We start from the raw sequence: 21,398 nt of genomic DNA on the forward strand, positions 1-21,398 counted from the left end.
CACAGGCTGTTCGGCGCCCCGTCCGACCTGACACCTGGTGCGTGACATGCTTTCCGCATGTCGTCCGCCGCCACTCCGCGCTTCCTGACGCTGGCCGACGTCGCGGAGGTCCTGAACGTCACGGTGCGCCAGGTGTACGCCCTGGTCCGCTCCGGCGACCTGCGGGGCATCCAGATCGGCGGCCGGGGCCAGTGGCGCATCGAGAGCAGCGAGCTGGAGGACTACATCCAGCGCCAGTACGCGCGCACCGAGCAGCACCTCGACGCCGAGGCCGACGCGCACGTCGACCACGGCTGATCCCGCGGCTCAGTCCCGGGTCGTGACCGTGGCCAGCGCGGCGTAGACCAGCAGCTCGGCCCCACCCGACTCCCCCACGACCTCGACGTGGTCGCGTCCCACGCGTGCGACACGTCCGGCGACGCGGGACCCGTCCACCAGCACGACGACGACGTCGACCTGCTCGTCGCGCAGCAGCCGCCACGCGGCCGGCCAGCCCAGCCGCTGGACGACCTGCGCCGCCGGCGGCCGGCGCGGTCCGGGCGGGGCGACGCCCAGCACCGCGCTGCTGGCCACGAGCACGTCGGCGCCGGCCGCGCGCACGTGCACCAGGGCGGGACGCACGCCCAGCACCTCACCCTCGACGACCCCGGCGCCCCGGACCCGCAGCCGCGTCCGGACCCCGACGAGGTCGCTCCAGGACGTCTCGGCGTCCTCCTCCTCGGTGAGGTCCGCGACGAGCGCGTCGCGCTCGAGCAGGTCCTCGTCGGCGGCCTGCTGCTCGATCTCGGCGAAGAGACGGTCCCAGCGCATGGCCGCACCGTACCGCCGTCCGTCCGTCCCCAGGTCCACGCCGAGCTGGTTGACGGTGGACCCCGGACGCGCGTCCCATGGAGTCAGACGGTGTCAAACGACATCAAACGTGACGATCGGGGGCGATCATGCGTCGCAGCAGCACGGCCGTGGGAACGGGACTCGCCGCGGCGGCCACCGCGTGGCTGGCCGCTCGTGCGCCGCACGACCTGGCCGTCGTGACCGGGCCCGACTTCGCCGCCGCCCTCGAGTCGCTGGCCGCCCTCGTCCTGCTCGCCCTGTGCGCGTGGGCGGGGCTCACCGGTGCGCTCGCCCTGCTCGCGGGGCGCGCCGCGTGGGCGGCGCGAGTCCTGCGCCACGTGGCACCCCGGCTGGTGCGGCACGTGCTGGTCGGCGGCGCGGTCGGCGCCGGACTCGTCGTCCCGGCCGCCGCGGGCGCCACCAGCCTGGACGGGCTGCCCTACCCCGAGCGTCCGACCGGAGGCCCGGTCCTGGCCGAGCGACCGGTCGTCCGCGCGGCCTCCGCACCGGCGCCGACACCGCCGGCGTCCCACGTCGTCCGCGGGGGCGAGTCCCTGTGGGCGATCGCCGCCGACCACCTGCCGGCCCACGCCGGCAGCGACGACGTCGCTCGGTCCGTCCGGCACTGGCACGCCGCGAACCGGGCCGTCCTGGGCGACGACCCCGACCTCATCCATCCCGGCCAGCGCCTGCGGCCACCGACGAAGGACACGCCATGAGAACCGCCACCTCGCTCGTCGTCCGCACGACGCCCTTCCCGCACACACAGAGCGACGCTCCCGCACCCGGTCAGTACCCGCTTCCTCTGCGGGGCGTCCCGGCCGCGACCGTCGAGCCGCCGCGGTCGTCCGCCACCCCGGCCGGCACCGCCCAGCAGGCCATCCGGTTCACCCAGGCGCTCGTGGAGGTGCTGTCCGGCGGCCGGCCGCTGCGCCAGGTCGCGTCGTGGATGGCGCCGGACGTCTACGACGGCCTGCAGCGCCGCCTCGCGCTCGGCGCCGGGCGCGGTCCCGCCACCCGGGCCCGCCTGGCGTCGGTGCACACCGCGGTGGTCGAGCCCGGCGTGCTCGAGGTGGCCGCCCGCATGGTCCACGCCCAGCGCTCGCGGGCCGTCGCCGTCCGGCTGGAGCACCACACCGACCGGCGCGGGGTGCGCCAGTGGCGGTGCACCGCGCTCAGCTGGGCGTGATCGTGCCGGACGCACGACCGGCCGGCACCCCGAGGGGCACCGGCCGGTCGTGACGGGACTGCGTCAGCGGTTCTTCTTGCGCGACTGACGCTGCGCCTTGGCCTTCTGACGGGCGCGGTTCTTGGCGTTGGCCTCGCGACGCTTGTCGGCGTCACCCGGCTCGGCCTCGGCCTCCTCGGCCACCAGCTCGGCCTCGCCCTGCTCGTCCGGGCCGGTGTACGACAGCTGCTGCGGGACGTTCGACTGCAGGCCCTTCGCGCTGAGCTGCGGCGCCTCGTCGGCGTCGGCCGCCGGGCCGACCTCCTCGATCTGCACCTCGACGTTGAAGATGAAGCCCACCGACTCCTCGGAGATGCCCTCCATCATCGCGTTGAACAGGTCGAAGCCCTCGCGCTGGTACTCGACCAGCGGGTCGCGCTGGCTGTACGCCCGCAGGCCGATGCCCTCGCGCAGGTAGTCCATCTCGTACAGGTGCTCGCGCCACTTGCGGTCCAGGACGCTCAGCACGACGCGGCGCTCCAGCTCGCGCATGATGCGCTCGCCCAGCTCCTCCTCGCGACGCTCGTACGCGGCCAGCGCGTCGGCGGTGAGCACCTCGGTCAGCTTGTCGCGGGTCAGCTTGTTCTTGCCGCCGACCTCATCGACCAGCGCGTCGGCGTCGACGGTCACCGGGTACAGGGTGCCGAGAGCCGTCCAGAGCTGCTCCAGGTCCCAGTCCTCGGCGTAGCCGTCGGACGTCACGCCGCGCACGTAGCCGGCCACGACGTTGCCGACCATGTCGCGGACCCAGTCGCGCAGGTCCTCGCCCTCGAGCACCTTGCGGCGCTCGGCGTAGACGACCTCGCGCTGACGGCTCATGACGTCGTCGTACTTGAGGATGTTCTTGCGCGACTCGAAGTTCTGCGCCTCGACCTGCGACTGCGCGGACGCGATCGCGCCGGTGACGCGCTTGTTCTCGATCGGCACGTCGTCGGGGATCTTCATGGTCTGCAGGACCCAGTTGACCCAGTCGGACTTGAACAGCCGCATGAGGTCGTCCTCGAGCGACAGGTAGAACCGGGTCTCGCCCGGGTCGCCCTGACGGCCCGAACGACCGCGCAGCTGGTTGTCGATGCGGCGCGACTCGTGACGCTCGGTGCCGATGACGGCCAGGCCGCCCAGCTCGCGCACCTCGTCGCGCTCGGACTTCACCTGGCGGTCGGCCTGCTCGAGCGCCGCGGGCCAGGCCTCGCGCCACGCGTCGGCGTCCTCGAGCGGGTCCAGGCCCTGCTTGCGCAGCTGCTGGTCGGCGAGGAACTCGACGCTGCCGCCGAGCATGATGTCGGTGCCGCGGCCGGCCATGTTGGTGGCGACCGTGACGGCGCCCTTGTGGCCGGCGAGCGCGACGATCGCGGCCTCGCGCTCGTGCTGCTTGGCGTTGAGCACCGCGTGCGGGACGCCGCGCTTGCGCAGCAGCTTGGACAGCCGCTCGGACTTCTCGACGCTCGTGGTGCCGACCAGGATCGGCTGGCCCTTCGCGTGCCGCTCGGCGATGTCCTCGACGACGGCGGCGAACTTGGCGTCCTCGGTGCGGTAGACCAGGTCGGGCTGGTCGACGCGCGCGACCGGCTTGTTGGTCGGGATCGGGACGACGCCGAGCTTGTAGATCTTGTCGAACTCGCTGGCCTCGGTCATCGCCGTGCCGGTCATGCCCGAGAGCTTCTCGTACAGGCGGAAGTAGTTCTGCAGCGTGACGGTGGCGAGGGTCTGGTACTCCTCGCGGATGCGCACGCCCTCCTTGGCCTCGATGGCCTGGTGCAGGCCCTCGTTGTAGCGGCGGCCGTCCAGGATGCGTCCGGTGTGCTCGTCGACGATGAGTACGTTGTCGTCGACGACCACGTACTCCTTGTCGTTGTGGAACAGCTCCTTGGCCTTGACCGCGTTGTTCAGGAAGCTGATCAGCGGGGTGTTGACCGAGTCGTAGAGGTTGTCGATGTTGAGCTGCTTCTCGACCTCGTCGATGCCGGCCTCGGTGACCGCGACGGTGCGCTTCTTCTCGTCCACCTCGTAGTGGACGTCCTTCTGCATGCCCGCCACGATCTTGGCGAAGACGCCGTACCACTCCACCTCGTCCTCGGTGGGCCCGGAGATGATCAGCGGGGTGCGGGCCTCGTCGATGAGGATCGAGTCGACCTCGTCGACGACGGCGAAGAAGTGGCCGCGCTGGACGCACTCGGCCAGGTCGTCGGCCATATTGTCGCGCAGGTAGTCGAAGCCGAGCTCGTTGTTGGTGGCGTACGTGATGTCGCACGCGTACGCCTCGCGGCGGTCGGCCGGGCGCATCGACGGCTCGATGATGCCGACGGTGAGGCCGAGGAACTGGTGCACGCGGCCCATCCACTCGGCGTGGTACTTGGCCAGGTAGTCGTTGACCGTGACGACGTGGACGCCCTTGCCGGCCAGCGCGTTGAGGTACACCGGGAGCGTCGAGACGAGCGTCTTGCCCTCACCGGTCTTCATCTCGGCGATGTTGCCCAGGTGCAGGGCCGCCCCGCCCTGGATCTGCACCGGGTAGTGACGCTGCCCGAGCACGCGGGTGGCCGCCTCGCGGACCACGGCGAAGGCCTCCGGCATCAGGTCGTCGAGGGACTCGCCCTCGGCCAGGCGCTCGCGGAACTCCGCGGTCATGCCGCGCAGCTCGTCGTCGCTCAGGCCGGCGAACTCGTCGCCGAGGGCCTCCACCTGGCGGGAGATGCCCTGCAGCTGGCGGAGGATCTTGCCCTCGCCGGCACGAAGGATCTTGTCGATGATCTTGGGCACGGGGACGTACTCCTGGGAGAGGAAGGGCTGAGCGAATTCAGTCTAGACATGCCAGCGCAGCCGCCAGCGGGTCGGCCAGGTCACCACGCCGCTCCACGGACGTGCGGCCGAGCCCGAGCCAGCCTGCCATCTGCACCAGCTCCGCCGCCAGGGAATCGGCGGTGTGGTCCGGTGCGTGGTCCTCCGCGAAGGCCGAGCGCACGCGCAGGACGCCCTCGGCCCGGTCGGCCTTGAGGTCGACGCGGGCGACGAGCCGGTCGCCGAGCAGGAACGGCAGCACGTAGTAGCCGTGCACCCGCTGGGCCTCGGGGACGTAGATCTCGATCCGGTAGCGGAAGCCGAACAGCTTCTCGGTACGGGTCCGCTCGAACACCAGCGGGTCGAACGGGCTGAGCAGCGCACGGGCCTCGACCTTGCGCGGGCGCACCGCCTCCGCGTGCAGGTAGGCCGGGCGGTTCCATCCGGCGATCTGCACGGGCTCCAGCTCCCCGGTCGCGACGAGCTGCTCGACGGCGGCCTTCGTCGGGGCCGGGGACAGACGGAAGTAGTCGCGCAGGCATCCCGTGGTCGCGACACCCAGGGCGCGCGCGGCGTGCGAGACGAGCACTCGGTGGGCCTCGTCGGCATCGAGGTCGGGCACGTCCCGGACGGCCGGGGGCAGCACGCGCTCGGGGACGTCGTAGAGCCGCTCGAAGGAGCCGTTGCGTCCCGCGGCCATGACGGCGCCGGTGTAGAAGAGGTGCTCGAGGGCCTGCTTGGCCTCCGACCAGTTCCAGCCCCAGTGGCCGCGGTCGGCCGGCGGCTCGTGCTCGACCTGGCGCGCGGTCAGCGGACCGCGGGCCCGGACGTCCTGCAGCACCTGGTCGAGCAGCTCGGGCCGCTCCTCGGCGATGCGCCGCGGCCCGCCCCACATGCCCGACACGTCGCGGCGGCGGAACCCGAAGGCCGGCCACAGCCGCACGTCCAGCAGCGCGGCCTCGTGCGCCCAGTACTCCACCAGCCGGCGCGGGGCCCGCGAGGACGCCCGGTGCAGCAGCTGCAGGTCGTACGGGCCGAGCCGCGAGTACAGCGGCACGTGGTGGGCGCGGGTGAGGACGTTGACCGAGTCGATCTGGAAGAAGCCGAGCCGGTCGACGACCCGCGCGACGTGGCGGGCCTGCACCTGCTGCGGACGCGGACGGGTGAACCCCTGGGCGGCCAGCGCGATGCGCCGGGCCTGGAGCACGCTCAGCCGCGGCCCGTCGGTCACGGGCGCTCGCTCACGGGTCGCCTGCTCCGTTCGGTCACGGGCGACCGTCCGAGAAGAAGACCCACCGTACGGACGGTCGCCCGCGAGAGCCCCTCGGTTCGCTCGCTGCGCTCGCTCACGTCTCGTCGACGAGCTTGCTGCGGACGGCGTACATGGCCGCCTCGACCCGCGACTTCATCTGGAGCTTCTCCAGGATGTTGCGGATGTGGTTCTTCACCGTGTTGTCGGAGATGAACAGCGCCTCGGCGATCTGGCGGTTCGACTGGCCCTTGGCGACGTGGCGCAGCACGTCGAGCTCGCGCGGGGTCAGGGTGTGCGGCTGGGTCGTCTGGCCCTTGGCCATGTGGACGAACTCCTCGAGCAGCTTGGTGGCCATCGAGGGGTTGATCAGCGACTGGCCGGCGGCGACGAGCCGGACGGCCTCGGCGACCTGGTCGAACGACGAGCCGTCCTTGAGCAGGTAGCCCGCGGCGCCGCTCTTGATCGAGTCGTAGAGGTCGGTCTCCTCGTCGCTGGCCGTCAGCATGATGATGCCGGTGGTCGGCGAGAGCGCCTTGATCGCGGCGCAGACCTCGACGCCGCTGCGGTCGGGCATGCGGACGTCCAGCAGGACGATGTCCGGCGGCTCGGCCGCGACCAGCGACAACGCCTGGTCACCGCTGTTGGCCTCGGTGAGCTCCAGGTCCCCCTCGGCGGCGAGGACCATCTTCACGCCTCGTCGAAAGAGCTCCTGGTCGTCGACCAGGAGCACCTTGATCCGGTCCGGCTTCGTCGGCACGGGGTCGATCATGCCACGCGGCACGCGCACGACCCCGCACCGACGCCCGGTGTCTCAGGACTGCGGCGTCCGCAGGTGGATCACGCCGTAGTCGTAGCCGTGCCGGCGGTAGACGACGCTGGGCAGCATCGAGTCCTTCTCGACGAACAGGAAGAAGTCGTGCCCGACGAGCTCCATCTCGCTGAGCGCCTGGTCCAGGGTCATGGCCTCGGACTCGTGCGTCTTCTCGCGGACCACGAGCGGGCCCTCGCCGACGACCTCGACCGAGCCCTCGTGCCGGACGTGCACGCCGTCGTCGGCGGGCTCGTCGGCCAGCAGCTGGTCGGGGACGACCGCGGTCGCCTCGGCCAGGGACGTCGGCTTGCGGTGGCCGCGGTGGATGCGCTGACGGTCGACCAGCTTGCGCAGTCGGGCCTCGAGCTTGTCGACGACGGCGTCGAGCGCCGAGTGCTGGTCGGTGGAGCAGGCCTCGCCACGGACGACCGGCCCCCGCGACCGGATCGTCACCTCGACCCGGCAGGCGCAGTCGGGCCGGGAGGTCTTCTCGTGCGTCACCTCGACCTCCACCCGGCTGATCTTCTGGCGCTGGTCGAACTTGTCCAGCCGCTGCAGCTTCTCGCGTACGTGCTCGCGGAAGCGCTCGCTGATCTCGCTGTTGCGGCCGTTGACGACGATCTCCATCGGGACCTCCAGTCGGTGCGACGTGCTCACGAATGCATGCCTCGACCGTAGCCCTCCCCCGCACCACACGCCAGGTCAGGACCGGGCCCCGGACACCCCGTCAGCGTGTCGGCGCGGCGTGGCGGCGACGAACGCCGCGGCGTCCGTGACCACCCCTTCCGCGCGCAGCGCCCGGACGCCCTCGCGCAGCGTCGCGCCGGTCGTGACGACGTCGTCGACGACCACCACGGACCGCCCTCGCAGGGCGCGTCCGGGACGCGCGGCGAAGGCCCCGGCCAGGTTCGCGCCGCGCTCCCGGACCCCGAGCCCGGACTGGTCGGACACCCGGCGGACGTGCCGCAGCGCGGGCACCACCACGACATCGACGCCGATCCCGCGCAGCTCCGCGGCCGCCGCCGCGACGAGGTCGCCGACGGGGTCGCCCCCGCGCCGCCGGCGGGACGCGCGGGTCGAGGGGACGGGCACCAGCGCGAGCGGCCCGTCCGGGGCGACGGCGCACACCGCCGCGGCCAGCGCGTGGGCGAGCGGCGGCTGCAGCCGCCAGCGTCCGTGCTCCTTGAGGCCGGCCAGCACCGGGCGGACGACGCCGTCGTAGCCCAGGGCGGCGACCGCCGGGACCGGGGCGGGCACGGCCCGCGGCCCGGGCGTCAGCGCACGGCGGCAGCCGTCGCAGAGCACGAGGCCGGGACGGTCACACCCCGCGCAGGCCGCCCCGGTGACCAGGTCGGCCGCGGCGGTCCAGAACGCACCCACCCCGCGAGCGTGGCCCGGCCGCGCGTGTCTCGCCAGGTCCGGACGCCGGGCTGTGGACTACCCGGTCGGCGCGAGCGCCCGGACGCCGTCGACGTCGATGCGGGTCCAGGCCGCGGCGCCGTCGGTCTGCCACACCGTGCCGTCGCCGGCGCGGACGAACAGGCGTCCGGTGACCGGATCGGCGACCACCTGCTGGGCGTCCACGTCGACCAGGGTCGGCCCGTCGCTGGACCGGCCCCCGGTGACGGACGAGCCGTCGACCCGTGCGGTGAAGACCTGCTGCTCGCCCGCCACGCTGGTGGCCGCCACGACCACGTGCCCGGACCCGGCGAACGAGACCGACCGCGGGCTGGTGAACGAGGCGGTGACCAGCGGCGTGCCGGACGGCAGCGGACGCGGCACCGACAGTCCGGTCACGCGGCCCTGGGCGTCGCTGAGCACGCGCCCGACGAGCACCTGCGTGCGGTCGCCGGCGCGCGCGACGAGCGAGTAGCGGGCCTGGTCGCGCGACAGGGCGAACGAGAGCGGGTCGAGCCGCGGCCAGCCGGCCAGCGCGAGCGTCACGTCCTCGGCGCCGATCAGCCGCACCCGTGTGCGGCCGTCGGCCCGGTCGACGGCCCACACGCGTCCACTCGCGTCCCAGACCGGCGGCAGCAGGCCGGACCCGGGCACCCGACGGCGTCCCTGCCCGGACACGGGGCCGAGCACGAGCTCGGACCCGCCAGACGTCACCGCGGCCAGCGACTCGGCGCCGGGCGCGACCGTGAACGACTCCACGTCGCCGCCCTGGACGAGCCGCTGCTCGAGCACCTCGGGCGCGCCGTCGGCCAGGCTGACCACGGCGCCGCCCAGCAGCGCGAACGGGCCCGCCCACGCCCGGGACGGACCGAAGACCCCCCAGCCGCCGACCGGCTCCAGGTCGCCGGACTCGGCCCGGACGACCGGTCCCGGCGGTCGGATCCGCAGCGTCCGCACCTCGGGCAGCTGGCGCAGCGTCCAGACCAGCTGGGCCGAGACCCGGTCGCGGGTGTCGGACGAGACGTCGGCCAGGCCGTCGATGACGATGTCGGCCAGCCCGTCGGCCGCCACGGGGACGCTGCCCCGCAGCCGCGCGGCGTCCGGCACGAAGCTGCGCAGCGTGCCGGCGTCCTGGTCGCGCGGACCGGCCACCAGGTTGGTGACGAGGGCGGTCGCGACCTGGTCGCCCAGCGGCAGGTGCACGGGATCGGCGACCACGCGCGAGCCGGACGGGTCGAAGAAGTACAGGTCGAACGGCCGGTAGTAGTCGGCGAAGAAGTCGTCGGTGACGAAGGTGCCCGGCGGCGCGACCTCGATGCGCCACTGCCCGCTCGCCCGGCGGAGCACGAAGCTCACGGTGCGCGTGCGGACGGACGGCTCGTAGTGGCCGGTGCGGTCGAGCCGGGCCTGCTCCTCGAGCCGGACGACGACCTCGAGACCGATGTCGCGGCCGATCGCGACCTGCCGCGCCTCCTCGACGCTGGCAGCGCGGTAGACCACCACGCCGGCCGTGGGGTCCCACGGCTCGGCCTGCGGGTGGAGGAACTCCTCGGCGGTGCCGCTGGAGACCGGGTAGGCCAGCATCGCGTCGAGGTAGCCGCGCACGACCTGGTCGGGCGTCGCGTTCTGCCGCGGGCCGGCCGGGCGGTAGCTCACCGGGCTCTCGCCCGTGCCCTGGTCGGCCCCGACCCGGTGGACGCGGACCTCGTCGGGGATGCCGCCGCACGCGCTGAGCGCGCAGACGGCGACGAGCAGCCAGGCGAGGACGCGACGGGTGGTCATGCGAGCTCCGAGACGATCGCGGGCGGGTGCACGGACCCGCCGGCCCGCGGCAGGGTCAGGACGAACTCGGTGCCCTCAGCGGGCCGCGACCAGACGCGCAGCGTGCCGCCGTGCAGCGCGGCGTCCTCGCGGCTGATCGGCAGGCCGAGGCCGGTGCCACCCTGCGTGCGGGCGGGATCGGCGCGCCAGAAGCGGTCGAAGACCCGCTGGGTCTCGTCGCCGCGCAGACCGATGCCGAAGTCGCGCACCGCGATCGACGCGCAGCCCTCGTTCTCGGCGACGCGCACCAGCAGCCGGTCGGTGCGGCTGTACTTGACCGCGTTGGCGACCAGGTTGCGCATGATGCGGTCGACCCGGCGGATGTCGGCGTCCACGACGACCGGGACGTCGGCGCCCTCGAGCTCGACCGGCAGGCCGGCGACGCGGACGACCGGGTCCTGGACCACGTCACGGGCCACCTGGGAGAGGTCGACGGCGTCCAGCTCGAGCTGGGCCGCGCCGGCGTCGAAGCGGCTCAGGTCGAGCAGGTCGGACAGCAGCTCCTCGAACCGCTCGATCTCGGCGGTGAGCAGCTCGGCGGCGCGGGCGGTCGCGGGGTCGAAGCGGTCGCGCGAGCGGTGCAGCACCTCCCCCGCCATGCGCACGGTGGTGAGCGGCGTGCGCAGCTCGTGCGAGACGTCCGAGACGAAGCGCTGCTGCAGCCGCGACAGGTTCTCCAGGCGGCGGATCTGGCTCTGCAGGCTGGCGGCCATCTGGTTGAACGACGTGCTGAGCCGGGCGATGTCGTCCTCGCCGCGCACGTGCATGCGCTGCTCGAGGTTGCCCGCCGCGTACCGCTCGGCGATGCGCCGGGCCAGGCGGACAGGGTTCACGACCTGGCGCGAGACGATCCAGGCGACGCCGGCCACGAGCAGCACCATCGCCATGCCGCCGAGCAGCAGCGCGCGCAGCACCAGGTCGAGCGTCGACTGCTGCTCGGCCATGGAGAAGACGTAGTAGAGCGCGTACGCGTCGCCCGTGCTCGGGACGTCGAGACGGCCACCGACGACGACGGCCGGCGCCGACTCGTCCGTGCCGAGCGGGCGAGCCCGCGAGTAGGACCAGAAGACGCCGCCGTCGTCGCGCACCGACGCGCGCAGCGACGCCGGCACCGTGGACTCGTCGAAGGCGACCGAGGAGCGCACCGGGGCCGCGACCCCCGCGCCGCTGACCAGGGGGCCCTCCAGCACCAGGTCGTAGGGACGCGTCTCGCTGCCCGTGGTCGAGAGGTCGTCGACCATCTCGGCGAGGGTCTGGGACTGCGCGCCGTCCTGGGTCTCGACGGCCGCGTCGAGCTGGGCCTGCGCGGCCTCGAACCCGGCGCGGGCCTCGGACACGGCCACGTCACGGCGTCCCTCGGCCAGGCCGTCGGCGACGCTGCGCACCAGGGCCCAGCCGGTGAGCCCGATGACGATGGCGCTCAGCACGAGCGTGCCGACCACGACCCGGAACTGCAGCGAGCGGCGCCACAGCCGGGCCGGCGACCTCGTGGCGCTCACGCGCTCACACGGCGGCGCCGGGCAGGACGGCCTGGTAGCCGATGCCGCGGACGGTGCGGATCACCCGCGGGTCGTCGGCGTCGTCCTCGATCTTGCTGCGCAGCCGGGTCATGTGGACGTTCACGAGCTTCGTGTCGCCCGGGTGGTGGTAGCCCCAGACCCGCTCGAGCAGGACCTCGCGGCTGAACACCTGCTCGGGGGTGCCGAGCAGGCACGCCAGCAGGTCGAACTCCAGCGGCGTGAGGTCGAGCGGCTGGCCGGCGCGCGTCACCGTGTGCGCGGCCGGGTCGAGCACGATGTCGCCGAACACGAGCGGCTCGGCGAGCCGGTCGGTGCGGCGCAGCCGGGCGCGGATGCGCGCGACGAGCTCGGAGCTCTTGAACGGCTTGGTGATGTAGTCGTCCGCCCCGGCCTCGAGGCCCTGGACGACGTCGGTCGTCTCGGCCTTGGCGGTGAGCATGACGATCGGGACGCCCGAGCGCTCCCGGATCTGGCGGCACACGCTCATGCCGTCCAGGCCCGGGAGCATCAGGTCCAGCAGGACGATGTCGGGCTTGAACTCCACGAACCGCTCCAGGACCTGGTCACCGGAGGAGCACACCTCGGTGACCAGGCCCTCGCCCTCCAGCACGATCGTGAGCATCTCGGCGAGCGCGGCGTCGTCGTCGACGACCAGCACCCGGTCGGGGTTGGACCTGCGGCGATAGCTCATGTCGGGGAGGGACCTGCGGAGCGGCTCAGTAGCGGTAGTGGTCGGACTTGTACGGCCCGGCCACGTCGACGCCGAGGTACTCGGCCTGCTTCTTGGACAGCTCGGTCAGCTCCACGCCCAGCGCGTCCAGGTGCAGGCGGGCGACCTCCTCGTCCAGGTGCTTGGGCAGCACGTGGACGCCGAGCTCGTACTGGTCGGCCTTGGTGAACAGCTCGATCTGGGCCAGCACCTGGTTGGTGAAGGAGTTCGACATGACGAACGACGGGTGGCCGGTGGCGTTGCCCAGGTTCAGCAGGCGCCCCTCGGACAGCACGATGATCTTGCGGCCGTCCTGGAACTGCCAGACGTCGACCTGCGGCTTGATCGTCGTGCGGGTGATGCCCGGGACGGCGGCCAGACCGGCCATGTCGATCTCGTTGTCGAAGTGACCGATGTTGCCGACGATGGCCTGGTTCTTCATCTTCTCGAAGTGCTCGACGCGCACGATGTCGAAGTTGCCGGTCGCCGTGATGATGATGTCGGCCTGGTCGACGACGCTCTCGAGCGTGGCCACCTGGTAGCCGTCCATCGCCGCCTGCAGCGCGCAGATCGGGTCGATCTCGGTGACGATGACGCGGGCGCCCTGGCCGCGCAGCGACTCCGCGCAGCCCTTGCCGACGTCGCCGTAGCCGCAGACGACCGCGACCTTGCCGCCGATGAGGACGTCGGTGGCGCGGTTGATGCCGTCGACGAGCGAGTGGCGGCAGCCGTACTTGTTGTCGAACTTGCTCTTGGTGACCGAGTCGTTGACGTTGATCGCCGGGAACAGCAGCGTGCCGTTCTGGAAGCGCTCGTACAGGCGCAGCACGCCGGTGGTCGTCTCCTCGGTGACGCCCTGGACGCTCTCGCCGATCTTCGTCCAGCGCTGCGGGTCCTGCTCCTGGGCCCGGGCCAGGACGCGCAGGACCTCCTTGAGCTCGGGGTTGTCGGTGGTGTCGGGCGAGGGGACCGAGCCGGTCTTCTCGTACTCGACGCCGAGGTGGAGCAGCAGCGTGGCGTCGCCACCGTCGTCCAGGATCATGTTGGGGGTCTGGCCGTTCGGCCACACCAGGATCTGCTCGGCCAGGTCCCAGTACTCGGCCAGCGTCTCGCCCTTCCAGGCGAAGACCGGGACGCCCTGCGGGTCGTCCGGGGTGCCGTCGCGGCCGACGACGATGGCCGCGGCCGCGTGGTCCTGGGTGGAGAAGATGTTGCAGCTGGCCCAGCGGACCTCGGCGCCGAGGTCGACCAGCGTCTCGATGAGCACCGCGGTCTGGATCGTCATGTGCAGCGAGCCCGCGACGCGGGCGCCCTTCAGCGGCTTGCTGGCGCCGTAGCGCTCACGCATGGCCATGAGGCCGGGCATCTCGTGCTCGGCGAGGGTGATCTCCGCACGCCCGTACTCGGCGAGGGACAGGTCGGCGACGTTGAAATCCATGAGCGACAGCCTATCTCCCCGTCGAAGTCGTGACCCGGCCACGCGGGTGACCTGGCGCACCGCGCCCCGCCGCCGGACTGCTGCCATGCTGGGGCTGACCGCCCGAGTGAAGGATCGCCATGCCCGAGCACCAGACCCGTCCGACGACCGCGCCCCGGGGCCCGCGGTGAGCGCCGGCCTGTTCGGCCTGCTCGACGACGTCGCCGCGCTGGCCCGCCTGGCGGCCGCCTCGATCGACGACGTCGGCGCCGCGGCCGCGAAGGCCACCGCGAAGGCGAGCGGTGTCGTCATCGACGACACCGCGGTGACGCCGCAGTACGTCCGGGGTCTCGCCGCCGCCCGCGAGGTGCCGATCATCAAGCGCATCGCGAAGGGCTCGCTGCGCAACAAGCTGCTGATCATCCTGCCGCTGTCGCTGCTGCTCAGCGAGTTCCTGCCCTGGCTGCTCACGCCGATCCTCATGCTCGGCGGCACCTACCTGTGCTACGAGGCGGCGCACAAGATCCACGGCGCGCTCGTGGGCCACGGGCCGAGCGACGGCGAGCAGACGCAGCGCTCCGAGGACGAGATCGTCTCGTCGGCGGTGCGCACCGACCTCATCCTCAGCGCCGAGATCATGGTGCTGTCGCTCAACGAGGTGGCCGACGAGGGATTCTGGTCGCGGCTGGCCATCCTGCTCGTCGTGGCCTTCGCCATCACCGCCGTGGTCTACGGCGTCGTGGCGCTCATCGTGAAGATGGACGACGCCGGCCTGGCCCTCGCCGCCCGCGGCCAGGGGGCCGTCGCCGCGCTCGGCCGTGGCCTGGTGCGGGCGATGCCGGTCGTGCTGTCGGTGCTGTCGGTCGTCGGCACCGCGGCGATGATGTGGGTCGGCGGGCACATCCTGCTCGTCGGCGTGGACGAGCTCGGCTGGCACGGCCCCTACGAGCTGGTGCACCACCTCGAGGAGGCCGCCCACGACGCCGTGCACGGTGTCGGCGCGGTGCTGGGCTGGCTGACGAACACCGCCGCGTCCGCCCTGGTGGGCCTGCTGGTCGGCGTCGTCGTGCTGGGCGTCGTCATGCTCGTCCAGCGGCTGCGCGGCGCCCCGGCCGCGCACTGACCGGCGCGGGGTCAGTCGAGCTGGCGCGCCTCGTCGATCAGCATCACCGGGATGTCGTCGCGCACGGGGTAGGCCAGCGAGCACGCGTTGCACACCAGCTCGCTGCGGTCGTCGTCGACGAACAGCGTCGAGCGGCACTGCGGGCAGACCAGGATGTCGAGCAGGCCCGGGTCGATGTTCATGCGGCGTCTCCGGATCGGATCAGGCCGAGCACCTCGTCGCGCACCCGCGCCATGGTCGCCTCGTCGGCGCCCTCGACGTTGAGGCGGAGCAGGGGCTCGGTGTTGGACTTGCGGACGTTGAACCACCAGTCGGCGGCGGTCACCGTGAGGCCGTCGAGCGTGTCCTGGTCGTGCTCGGCGTAGGTGCTGCGGATCGCCTCCAGGACGGCGTCGGCGTCGTCGACCGTGCTGTTGATCTCGCCCGAGGACGGGTAGCGGTCGTACGCGGCCATGAGCTCGGACACGGTGCCGTCGGTCTCGGCCAGCGCGGCCAGGACGTGCAGGCCGGCGATCATGCCGGAGTCGGCGAGGTAGAAGTCCTTGAAGTAGAAGTGGCCCGAGTGCTCGCCGCCGAAGACCGCGCCGGTGCGCGCCATCTCGGCCTTGATGAGCGAGTGGCCGACCGGCGTGCGGACCGGGGTGCCGCCGTGCTCGGCGATGATCTCGGGCACCGCGCGCGAGCAGATGACGTTGTGCAGCACCGTGGCGCCGGGGTGGTCGCGCAGCGCGCGGGCCCCGATGAGGGCGGTGATGGCCGAGGGCGAGACGACCTCGCCGCGCTCGTCGACCACGAAGCAGCGGTCGGCGTCGCCGTCGAAGGCCAGGCCCACGTCGGCGCCCTCGGAGCGGACGCGCTCCTGCAGGTCGACCAGCGTGCTGTGGTCGAGCGGGTTCGCCTCGTGGTTCGGGAAGCTGCCGTCGAGCTCGAAGTACATCGGGACCAGCTCGACGTCGAGGTCGGCGAAGACGGACGGGACGGTGTGCCCGGCCATGCCGTTGCCGGCGTCGGCGACCACCGTGAGCCGGCGCCCGCGGACCGGGACCAGCTCGTGCAGGTAGGCGGCGTAGCGGCTCAGCGCGTCGACGGACTCGACGCCGCCCGTGACGGCCGGGGTCTGCTCACGGTCGAGCAGCTCGCCGGCGCGGTCGGCGATGGCGCGCAGGCCGGTCTCGAGCCCGATCGGGCGGGCGCCGGCCCGGCACAGCTTGAGGCCGTTGTAGACCGCCGGGTTGTGGCTGGCGGTGACCATGGCGCCGGGCAGGTCGAGGTCGCCGGACGCGAAGTAGAGCATGTCGGTGGACGCGAGGCCGATCTCGACGACGTCGGCACCGGTCGACCGGACGCCCTCGCCGAAGGCGCGGGCCAGCACCGGGGACGTGTCGCGCATGTCGTGACCGACCACGACCTTGCCGCCGCCGGCGACGCCGACCTCGTGGGCGAAGGCCTCGCCCAGCGCCCGCGCGATGGTCGCGTCGAGCTGCTCGGGCGAACGTCCGCGGACGTCGTACGCCTTGACGATCGGTTCCAGCCGGGGATCCATGGTCACTCCTCGTCGTCGGGCGCGGGCACGAGCCGCAGGCCCGGGGAAGGCTCGGGGTCGGGCACCTGCTTGCCGGCCTCGCGCACGGCGTCGGCCAGGGCGAGCAGGTCGTCGTGCGAGGGCTCCAGCGTGGCAGGGTCCGGCGCGAGCCGCAGCACGTCCCACCCGCGGGGGGCGGACAGGCGCTGCGAGTGTGCGGCGCACAGGTCGTAGGTGTGCGGCTCGGCGTAGGTCGCGAGCGGCCCCAGGACGGCGGTCTGGTCGGCGTACACGTACGTCAAGGTGGCGACGGCCGGCTCCGAGCAAGCCGTCCGGGTGCACCTGCGCTTCGTCGCCACCCGGGAAGGTTAACCGGCGAGGCCGACAGGGTGCGCACGCGGCGCGCCGTATGCTCGCCGGCGTGGACCTGTACAGCGGCGTGGTGGCCGGCCCGCGGGGCGGATCGATGCGCGACCGCCGGGGCCGCGGGCGCCGCGGGCCCGTCGCCCTGCCCGGTCCGCTCTCCCCGCGCAGCGTCCCCGTGCACCGCCCGCCCCGGGCCGAGTTCGACCTGCTCGTGGGCGACGCCCTCGACCAGCTCCGGCCCGCCTTCGAGCGCGAGGCGACCACCGTGGAGGTCGTCGTCGAGGAGGTGCCGATCCTGCCCGAGGAGTGGGCGGACGACGTCCCGCTCAGCATCGCCACCGAGCTCGGCGGCACCCCGCGCGTCGTGCTGTTCCGGCTGCCGCTGACCCACCGCTCGACGGGTCGGGAGGACCTCGTCGACCTGCTGCTCGACCACCTCGTCGACCGGCTCGCCGAGATCTGGCAGGTGCCGCCGGACGACCTGGACCCCCGGCTCGACCGCTGAGGCTCAGCGCGCCGGGCGCAGGTCCGGCGCGGGCACGTCGACGGGCGCCGCCGTCAGCGCGAGCGTCGAGACGCCGCTGCCCGAGCGGTACGCGACGGCCGCGTGCAGCTCGCCGTCCGGACGCACCTCGACCCACGCGGCGCCGTCGCCCACCCGACGCAGGTCGGTGACGGTCGTGGCCCCGGCGGCCACCTCCACCGCGGCGGTGCCCACCTCGCGGCCGTCCGCGTCACGGGCCACCAGCCGCGCCGAGGCGGCGCGGCCGGGTGCCGTCAGGACGAGGTCGGCGCGCTGCAGCGAGCCGAGCGCCAGCGGCGCGACGGCCGGGCCGTCGAGGGCCGGCCCCGGGGCGGCGTCGGCGACGTCGCCGGCCGCGGCCGACCGGACCGTCGCCACCAGCGGCACGTCGGCCCGCACGCGCAGCGAGACCACGTCGTCGCCGAGCGAGGCCGGCAGCGGGAGCGCCGTGACGGCCCCGGCGCGGGCCTGCACGTCCTCGAGCCCGGTCGGGCTGAACGTGCCGTCCGGGCCGAGCGCCTCGACCGTGACCGGCGTCGACGTGGACGTGGGGTTGAGCAGCACGAGGCGGCGGTCGCCGGGCACCACACCGGTGACGACCTGGACCCGGCGGGCGCTCGCGACCGGCGTGACCACCTCGCGACCGGGTCCGGGCACGGCCGCGCGGTCGCGCAGCGACGCCGCGACCTGGCCGGAACGGACGACGACCTGCACGGCGAGCTCGGACTCCCCCGCCGCGAGGTCGGTGAGGCGGATCGAGCGGGCCTCGCCGGGCTCGAGCGCGACGCCGGTCGTGCCGACGCCCTCGACGGGCCCCTGCGCGCCCCACAGGCGCAGGTCCACCACCGACGGACCGGTGGACGTGCCGGTCAGCAGCAGCGTGGACTGGTGGTCGCCGGCCGCGCCGCCACCGACCAGGTAGGGCGCCGAGGCGGCAGCCGCCCACGGGCACGCGGCGACCTCGAGGCCGTCGTCGTCGGCACGGGTGAACGCGACCGCTCCGGCGCCCTGCTCGTCGCTCGTGCGCACCGACACCGGACCGGGGACGTCGCCCTCGGCCCACGTCGTGGCCCCGCCGAGCGCCTCGACGGCCTCGCCGCCAGGGAGCGTCGTGACCTCGCGCTGCGCCCCGTCGTGGACGACGAGCGCACCCGCCGCGACCCGGTCGCCGCCGGCGCAGGCCAGCGTGCGGGCCTCGACGACGAGACGGTCGTCGCCGCCGGTGCCGGACGCCCGGTCCGGCTCGGGCAGCAGCAGGCCGGCCGCGACCAGCGCCGCCGCGACGACGGGCCAGAGGAGCACCTGCAGTCGGGCGGTCATCGCAGCGCCTCCTTGCGGCGTCGGCGGACGGGAGCGGTGAGGACGACCGCGGCCAGCCACGCGGCGGCCTGGACGACGGCGACGACGGGGCGCCACCACGGGCCCTCCGCGCTCGGCGGGGTGGCACCCTCGAGCGTCCACACCCGGGAGGCGGGGTCGTCGCTGCCGGCGGCGCGCAGGTCGGGCAGGGCGTCCAGCCGTCGAGCGAGGGCCCGGTCGGCGTCCGGCAGGTAGACGGCGTCGACCCCGAGGTCGGCGAGCTCGGAGACCTGGGCGGCCCCGGTGCCGGCGACGAGCGCCTCGACCGTGGTCAGCAGCGCGTCCTGCCTGCCGGCGTCGGGGCTCAGCGCCTCCTGCCCGAGGAACGGGCCCGCGCCCCGGACGACGTCGACGCGCATCGGTCCGTCGAGGGCCCCGGTGAGGACGAGCGTCGTGGCGTCGCGGTCGGCGAGGTACGCCGGCACGGGGGTGTCGCGGTCGCGCACGAGCGGGTCGCCCGCGCCGTCCACGACCAGCCACGCGGCCGTGCCGAGCGGCAGGACGAGCGCGAGCAGCACGACCGGGACGGTGAGGACGGCGCGCAACGGGCCGACGGCCTCGGCGGCCAGCAGCCCGGCCACGAGCAGCGCCCCCACCCACAGCACCGCCGGCAGCCCGGTCCAGGCGGCGACGGACGCCGCGCCGGTACCGGTGTCGACGGACGCGAACAGGCCCACGACGCCCACGGCCAGGGCGACGACCGCGACCGTCCACGCGACCAGGACGGCCCGGCGGTCCCGAGCCGGGACGGCCACGAGCGCGACCAGGCCGAGCAGGAGCACCGGTAGCGCGAGACCCGACGGGGCACCCGCGTCCGAGCCGCGTCCGAGCACCAGGTCGACGGCCGACGGGTCGGCCGGGAACGGCAGACCCGCCTCCCACCACACGCGGGCAGGGTGCAGCACGCGCTGCCACGTCCAGGGACCCACCAGCACCAGCGGCAGGAGGACGGCGAGCGCTGCCGCGACCAGGAAGGGGCGGGTGCGGCGGAAGGCCATCGCGAGGGCGAGCGGCAGCGCCAGCCAGAAGGCGACCGGCGCGAACGCGGTGGCCACGGCGATCCACACGCCGAGGGCGACGCCGCGCTGCCAGCGGGGCTCGAACCACAGGCGTACGGCGACGCCGGCCACGATCGGGGCCACGACGGCGGCGACCAGCGTCCCGACCCGGCCCTCGGCGACGGCGCCCGACGCGGCGACGGCGGCCGCGTAGCCGAGCGCGGCCAGGATCCGCAGGCCGCGCCGGTCGGTGAACAGCCGGACGAACCGGTGGGCGGTCAGGGCGGCGAGCGGCACCGCGCCGAGCACGAGCACCGTCACGACGAGGCCGGGAGCGAGCCACACGGGGGTGGCGACGACCGCCAGGAGCAGCGCCAGGACGGGTCCGGCCCCGGTCGTGCCGAGGCCCACGTCGTGCCCGCCGGACAGGAACAGCTCCCACCAGCCGCCCGCCGTGCGCGGCGCGGGCAGCATGGCCCCGCCGTGCAGGTACGGGCCGCTCAGCAGGTCGCGTCCGGCCACGCCGACGACGGCCAGCACCACCAGGACGGTCAGCAGCCACGGACGACGACGCCACAGCGACGGGCCGTCGTCCGGGACGTCGTCGTCCGGCTCGGGGTCGAGCACCGAGCTGCGCCGGCCGGTGGTGACCATCGACTCCGGGCGGAGCAGCGCGGCGGCCCACTCGCGCACGGTGTCGACCGCCCGCAGGGTCGGCAGCCACACGGACGGGAACAGGTGGCGCAGCCGGGCGTGTGGCACGGTCTCGGCCGCGGCGCGCTCGGCCCGGGCCCGGCGCACGGCGCGCGGGTGGAGGTAGACGTCGCGCAGGGCCTGCAGCTCGTCGCCGGCCTCCTCGGGCGCCTGGGCGAGCAGCAGCCCGAGCGTGCGCAGGAACGAGCCGAGCAGCAGCCGCCACCAGGCCGAGGCGGCGCGACGGCCCGTGCTGTGGGCGAGCGTGAGGAACAGCATCGCGCGCCGCTCCTCGTGGGGCGTCACGTCGCCGGCGCTGCGAGGACGGGCGCGGCGGGCACTCGCCTCCGCGTGGAACATGACGGCCTGCGGCGCCACCCGGGTGCGGTACCCGGCCCGGGCGGCACGCCAGCCCAGGTCGAGGTCGTCGCCGAACATCGGGAAGTCGGACGAGAACCCGCCGAGCGCGTCCCACACGTCCCGGCGCACGAGCATGCCGGCGCTGCTGACGGCCAGGACGTCGCGCGGGCGGTCGTGCTGGCCGGCGTCCGGCTCGCCCGTCTCCAGCCCGGTCTCGCGGTGGGCGGTGCCGCTGACGGTGACGCCGACCTCGAGCAGGCGGCGCAGCGACGGCCACTCGCGCAGCTTCGGCCCGACGATCGCGACGTCGTCGCCGGCGGTGGTCGCCTCGTCGAGCAGCCGGGCGAGGGTGTCGGGCTCGACCGCCGAGTCGTCGTGCAGCAGCCAGACCCAGTCGGTGCGCGGCAGCTGCTCCAGGGCCAGGGCGACGGCGGCGCCGAAGCCGGTGCCGGACGGTGCGTAGCTCAGCCGCTCGTCGCCGAACGAGGCGCGCAGCAGGTCGCCGCTGCCGTCGGTCGAGGCGACGTCGACCGCGTGCCACGCGGTCGGAGCGTGCTCCATGGTCGCGATCGAGCCCAGCACGGTCGGCAGCCAGGCCATCCCGTCGTGGGCGACCAGGACCGCGGCGACGGTCGGCGGGTCCTCGAGCCAGGCGCGGGGGTCATCGGGCTCGTCGAACACCCGGCGAG

The 21,398-nt window shown here is 74.0% G+C and carries 20 protein-coding genes; 5 read left to right on the plus strand and 15 right to left on the minus strand.

Annotated elements, in window-relative coordinates; translation table 11 throughout:
• The first annotated feature begins 57 nt into the window (after positions 1-57).
• Positions 58-297, plus strand: coding sequence for a helix-turn-helix domain-containing protein (locus tag E0W78_RS16060; protein ID WP_131404945.1), 240 nt, complete (start codon positions 58-60; stop codon positions 295-297).
• A gap of 9 nt (positions 298-306) precedes the next feature.
• Here E0W78_RS16060 and E0W78_RS16065 read toward each other — a convergent pair whose 3' ends face one another.
• Positions 307-810: a hypothetical protein gene (locus tag E0W78_RS16065; protein ID WP_131404946.1), complete on the minus strand. Its 504-nt coding sequence runs from the start codon at positions 808-810 to the stop codon at positions 307-309.
• 128 nt (positions 811-938) lie between these two features.
• Here E0W78_RS16065 and E0W78_RS16070 point away from each other — a divergent pair, with 128 nt between their 5' ends.
• Positions 939-1,550: a LysM domain-containing protein gene (locus tag E0W78_RS16070; RefSeq protein WP_131404947.1), complete on the plus strand. Its 612-nt coding sequence runs from the start codon at positions 939-941 to the stop codon at positions 1,548-1,550.
• Positions 1,547-2,020, plus strand: a complete 474-nt coding sequence (locus E0W78_RS16075; RefSeq protein WP_131404948.1) for an Rv3235 family protein — start codon at positions 1,547-1,549, stop codon at positions 2,018-2,020. The genes E0W78_RS16070 and E0W78_RS16075 overlap by 4 nt, the downstream gene beginning before the upstream one ends.
• Before the next feature lie 63 nt (positions 2,021-2,083).
• Here the strand turns inward: E0W78_RS16075 and secA are convergent, their stop codons facing one another.
• The 9 genes from secA to ahcY all read right to left on the minus strand — a co-directional run bounded on the left by secA (position 2,084) and on the right by ahcY (position 13,786).
• Positions 2,084-4,807 carry a preprotein translocase subunit SecA gene (secA, locus tag E0W78_RS16080; RefSeq protein ID WP_207392797.1) on the minus strand — a complete coding sequence of 908 codons (2,724 nt, stop codon included), beginning with the start codon at positions 4,805-4,807 and terminating at the stop codon, positions 2,084-2,086.
• A gap of 49 nt (positions 4,808-4,856) precedes the next feature.
• A complete protein-coding gene (locus E0W78_RS16085; RefSeq protein ID WP_131404950.1) occupies positions 4,857-6,068 on the minus strand; it encodes a crosslink repair DNA glycosylase YcaQ family protein in 1,212 nt (403 codons plus the stop codon).
• A gap of 115 nt (positions 6,069-6,183) precedes the next feature.
• Positions 6,184-6,846: a response regulator transcription factor gene (locus E0W78_RS16090; RefSeq protein WP_242686390.1), complete on the minus strand. Its 663-nt coding sequence runs from the start codon at positions 6,844-6,846 to the stop codon at positions 6,184-6,186.
• A gap of 54 nt (positions 6,847-6,900) precedes the next feature.
• Positions 6,901-7,557: a ribosome-associated translation inhibitor RaiA gene (raiA, locus tag E0W78_RS16095; protein ID WP_347559454.1), complete on the minus strand. Its 657-nt coding sequence runs from the start codon at positions 7,555-7,557 to the stop codon at positions 6,901-6,903.
• A gap of 45 nt (positions 7,558-7,602) precedes the next feature.
• Positions 7,603-8,280, minus strand: a complete 678-nt coding sequence (locus E0W78_RS16100; RefSeq protein WP_131404951.1) for a phosphoribosyltransferase family protein — start codon at positions 8,278-8,280, stop codon at positions 7,603-7,605.
• A 57-nt stretch (positions 8,281-8,337) separates the two neighbouring features.
• Positions 8,338-10,080 carry an LpqB family beta-propeller domain-containing protein gene (locus E0W78_RS16105; protein ID WP_131404952.1) on the minus strand — a complete coding sequence of 581 codons (1,743 nt, stop codon included), beginning with the start codon at positions 10,078-10,080 and terminating at the stop codon, positions 8,338-8,340.
• Positions 10,077-11,618, minus strand: coding sequence for an MtrAB system histidine kinase MtrB (gene mtrB, locus E0W78_RS16110; protein ID WP_131404953.1), 1,542 nt, complete (start codon positions 11,616-11,618; stop codon positions 10,077-10,079). Before mtrB ends, E0W78_RS16105 begins: the two co-directional genes overlap by 4 nt.
• Before the next feature lie 4 nt (positions 11,619-11,622).
• The gene (mtrA, locus tag E0W78_RS16115) at positions 11,623-12,330 is read right to left on the minus strand and encodes an MtrAB system response regulator MtrA (RefSeq protein WP_131404954.1); all 708 of its coding nucleotides are present in this window, start codon (positions 12,328-12,330) and stop codon (positions 11,623-11,625) included.
• A gap of 25 nt (positions 12,331-12,355) precedes the next feature.
• On the minus strand, positions 12,356-13,786 hold the full coding sequence (gene ahcY, locus E0W78_RS16120; protein ID WP_131404955.1) for an adenosylhomocysteinase: 1,431 nt from the start codon (positions 13,784-13,786) through the stop codon (positions 12,356-12,358).
• A 166-nt stretch (positions 13,787-13,952) separates the two neighbouring features.
• Between ahcY and E0W78_RS16125 the strand changes: the two genes are divergently transcribed.
• Positions 13,953-14,888 carry a DUF808 domain-containing protein gene (locus E0W78_RS16125; RefSeq protein ID WP_131404956.1) on the plus strand — a complete coding sequence of 312 codons (936 nt, stop codon included), beginning with the start codon at positions 13,953-13,955 and terminating at the stop codon, positions 14,886-14,888.
• 11 nt (positions 14,889-14,899) lie between these two features.
• Here E0W78_RS16125 and E0W78_RS16130 read toward each other — a convergent pair whose 3' ends face one another.
• The 3 genes from E0W78_RS16130 to E0W78_RS16140 are packed head-to-tail and all read right to left on the minus strand — an operon-like array spanning position 14,900 to position 16,769.
• Complete coding sequence (locus E0W78_RS16130; protein WP_131404965.1) at positions 14,900-15,064, minus strand: Trm112 family protein; 165 nt, start codon at positions 15,062-15,064, stop codon at positions 14,900-14,902.
• 2 nt (positions 15,065-15,066) lie between these two features.
• A complete protein-coding gene (locus tag E0W78_RS16135) occupies positions 15,067-16,431 on the minus strand; it encodes a phosphomannomutase/phosphoglucomutase (protein ID WP_131404957.1) in 1,365 nt (454 codons plus the stop codon).
• 2 nt (positions 16,432-16,433) lie between these two features.
• The gene (locus E0W78_RS16140; RefSeq protein ID WP_131404958.1) at positions 16,434-16,769 is read right to left on the minus strand and encodes a DUF3499 domain-containing protein; all 336 of its coding nucleotides are present in this window, start codon (positions 16,767-16,769) and stop codon (positions 16,434-16,436) included.
• A gap of 62 nt (positions 16,770-16,831) precedes the next feature.
• On the opposite strand from E0W78_RS16140, the gene E0W78_RS16145 reads away from it, so the two are divergent.
• Entirely contained in the window at positions 16,832-17,281 is a 450-nt protein-coding gene (locus E0W78_RS16145) for a peptidase (RefSeq protein ID WP_131404959.1), read from the plus strand.
• 3 nt (positions 17,282-17,284) lie between these two features.
• Here the strand turns inward: E0W78_RS16145 and E0W78_RS16150 are convergent, their stop codons facing one another.
• Complete coding sequence (locus tag E0W78_RS16150; protein ID WP_131404960.1) at positions 17,285-18,619, minus strand: DUF5719 family protein; 1,335 nt, start codon at positions 18,617-18,619, stop codon at positions 17,285-17,287.
• Positions 18,616-21,398, minus strand: a 2,783-nt coding sequence (locus tag E0W78_RS16155) for a glycosyltransferase (protein WP_131404961.1), incomplete at its 5' end; no start/stop codon positions are given. The genes E0W78_RS16150 and E0W78_RS16155, both read right to left, overlap by 4 nt.

The sequence above is a fragment of the Aeromicrobium sp. IC_218 genome (genome assembly GCF_004336805.1).
Classification (GTDB): Bacteria; Actinomycetota; Actinomycetes; order Propionibacteriales; family Nocardioidaceae; genus Aeromicrobium.

Excerpts from the sequence above, each read along its gene's own strand:
- E0W78_RS16065 (WP_131404946.1), bottom strand. The coding sequence starts at position 810 with ATGCGCTGGGACCGTCTCTTCGCCGAGATCGAGCAGCAGGCCGCCGAC.
- E0W78_RS16075 (WP_131404948.1), top strand. The coding sequence starts at position 1,547 with ATGAGAACCGCCACCTCGCTCGTCGTCCGCACGACGCCCTTCCCGCAC.
- ahcY (WP_131404955.1), bottom strand. The coding sequence starts at position 13,786 with ATGGATTTCAACGTCGCCGACCTGTCCCTCGCCGAGTACGGGCGTGCG.
- E0W78_RS16135 (WP_131404957.1), bottom strand. The coding sequence starts at position 16,431 with ATGGATCCCCGGCTGGAACCGATCGTCAAGGCGTACGACGTCCGCGGA.
- E0W78_RS16150 (WP_131404960.1), bottom strand. The coding sequence starts at position 18,619 with ATGACCGCCCGACTGCAGGTGCTCCTCTGGCCCGTCGTCGCGGCGGCG.
- E0W78_RS16105 (WP_131404952.1), bottom strand. The coding sequence starts at position 10,080 with ATGACCACCCGTCGCGTCCTCGCCTGGCTGCTCGTCGCCGTCTGCGCG.
- E0W78_RS16070 (WP_131404947.1), top strand. The coding sequence starts at position 939 with ATGCGTCGCAGCAGCACGGCCGTGGGAACGGGACTCGCCGCGGCGGCC.
- mtrA (WP_131404954.1), bottom strand. The coding sequence starts at position 12,330 with ATGAGCTATCGCCGCAGGTCCAACCCCGACCGGGTGCTGGTCGTCGAC.
- E0W78_RS16060 (WP_131404945.1), top strand. The coding sequence starts at position 58 with ATGTCGTCCGCCGCCACTCCGCGCTTCCTGACGCTGGCCGACGTCGCG.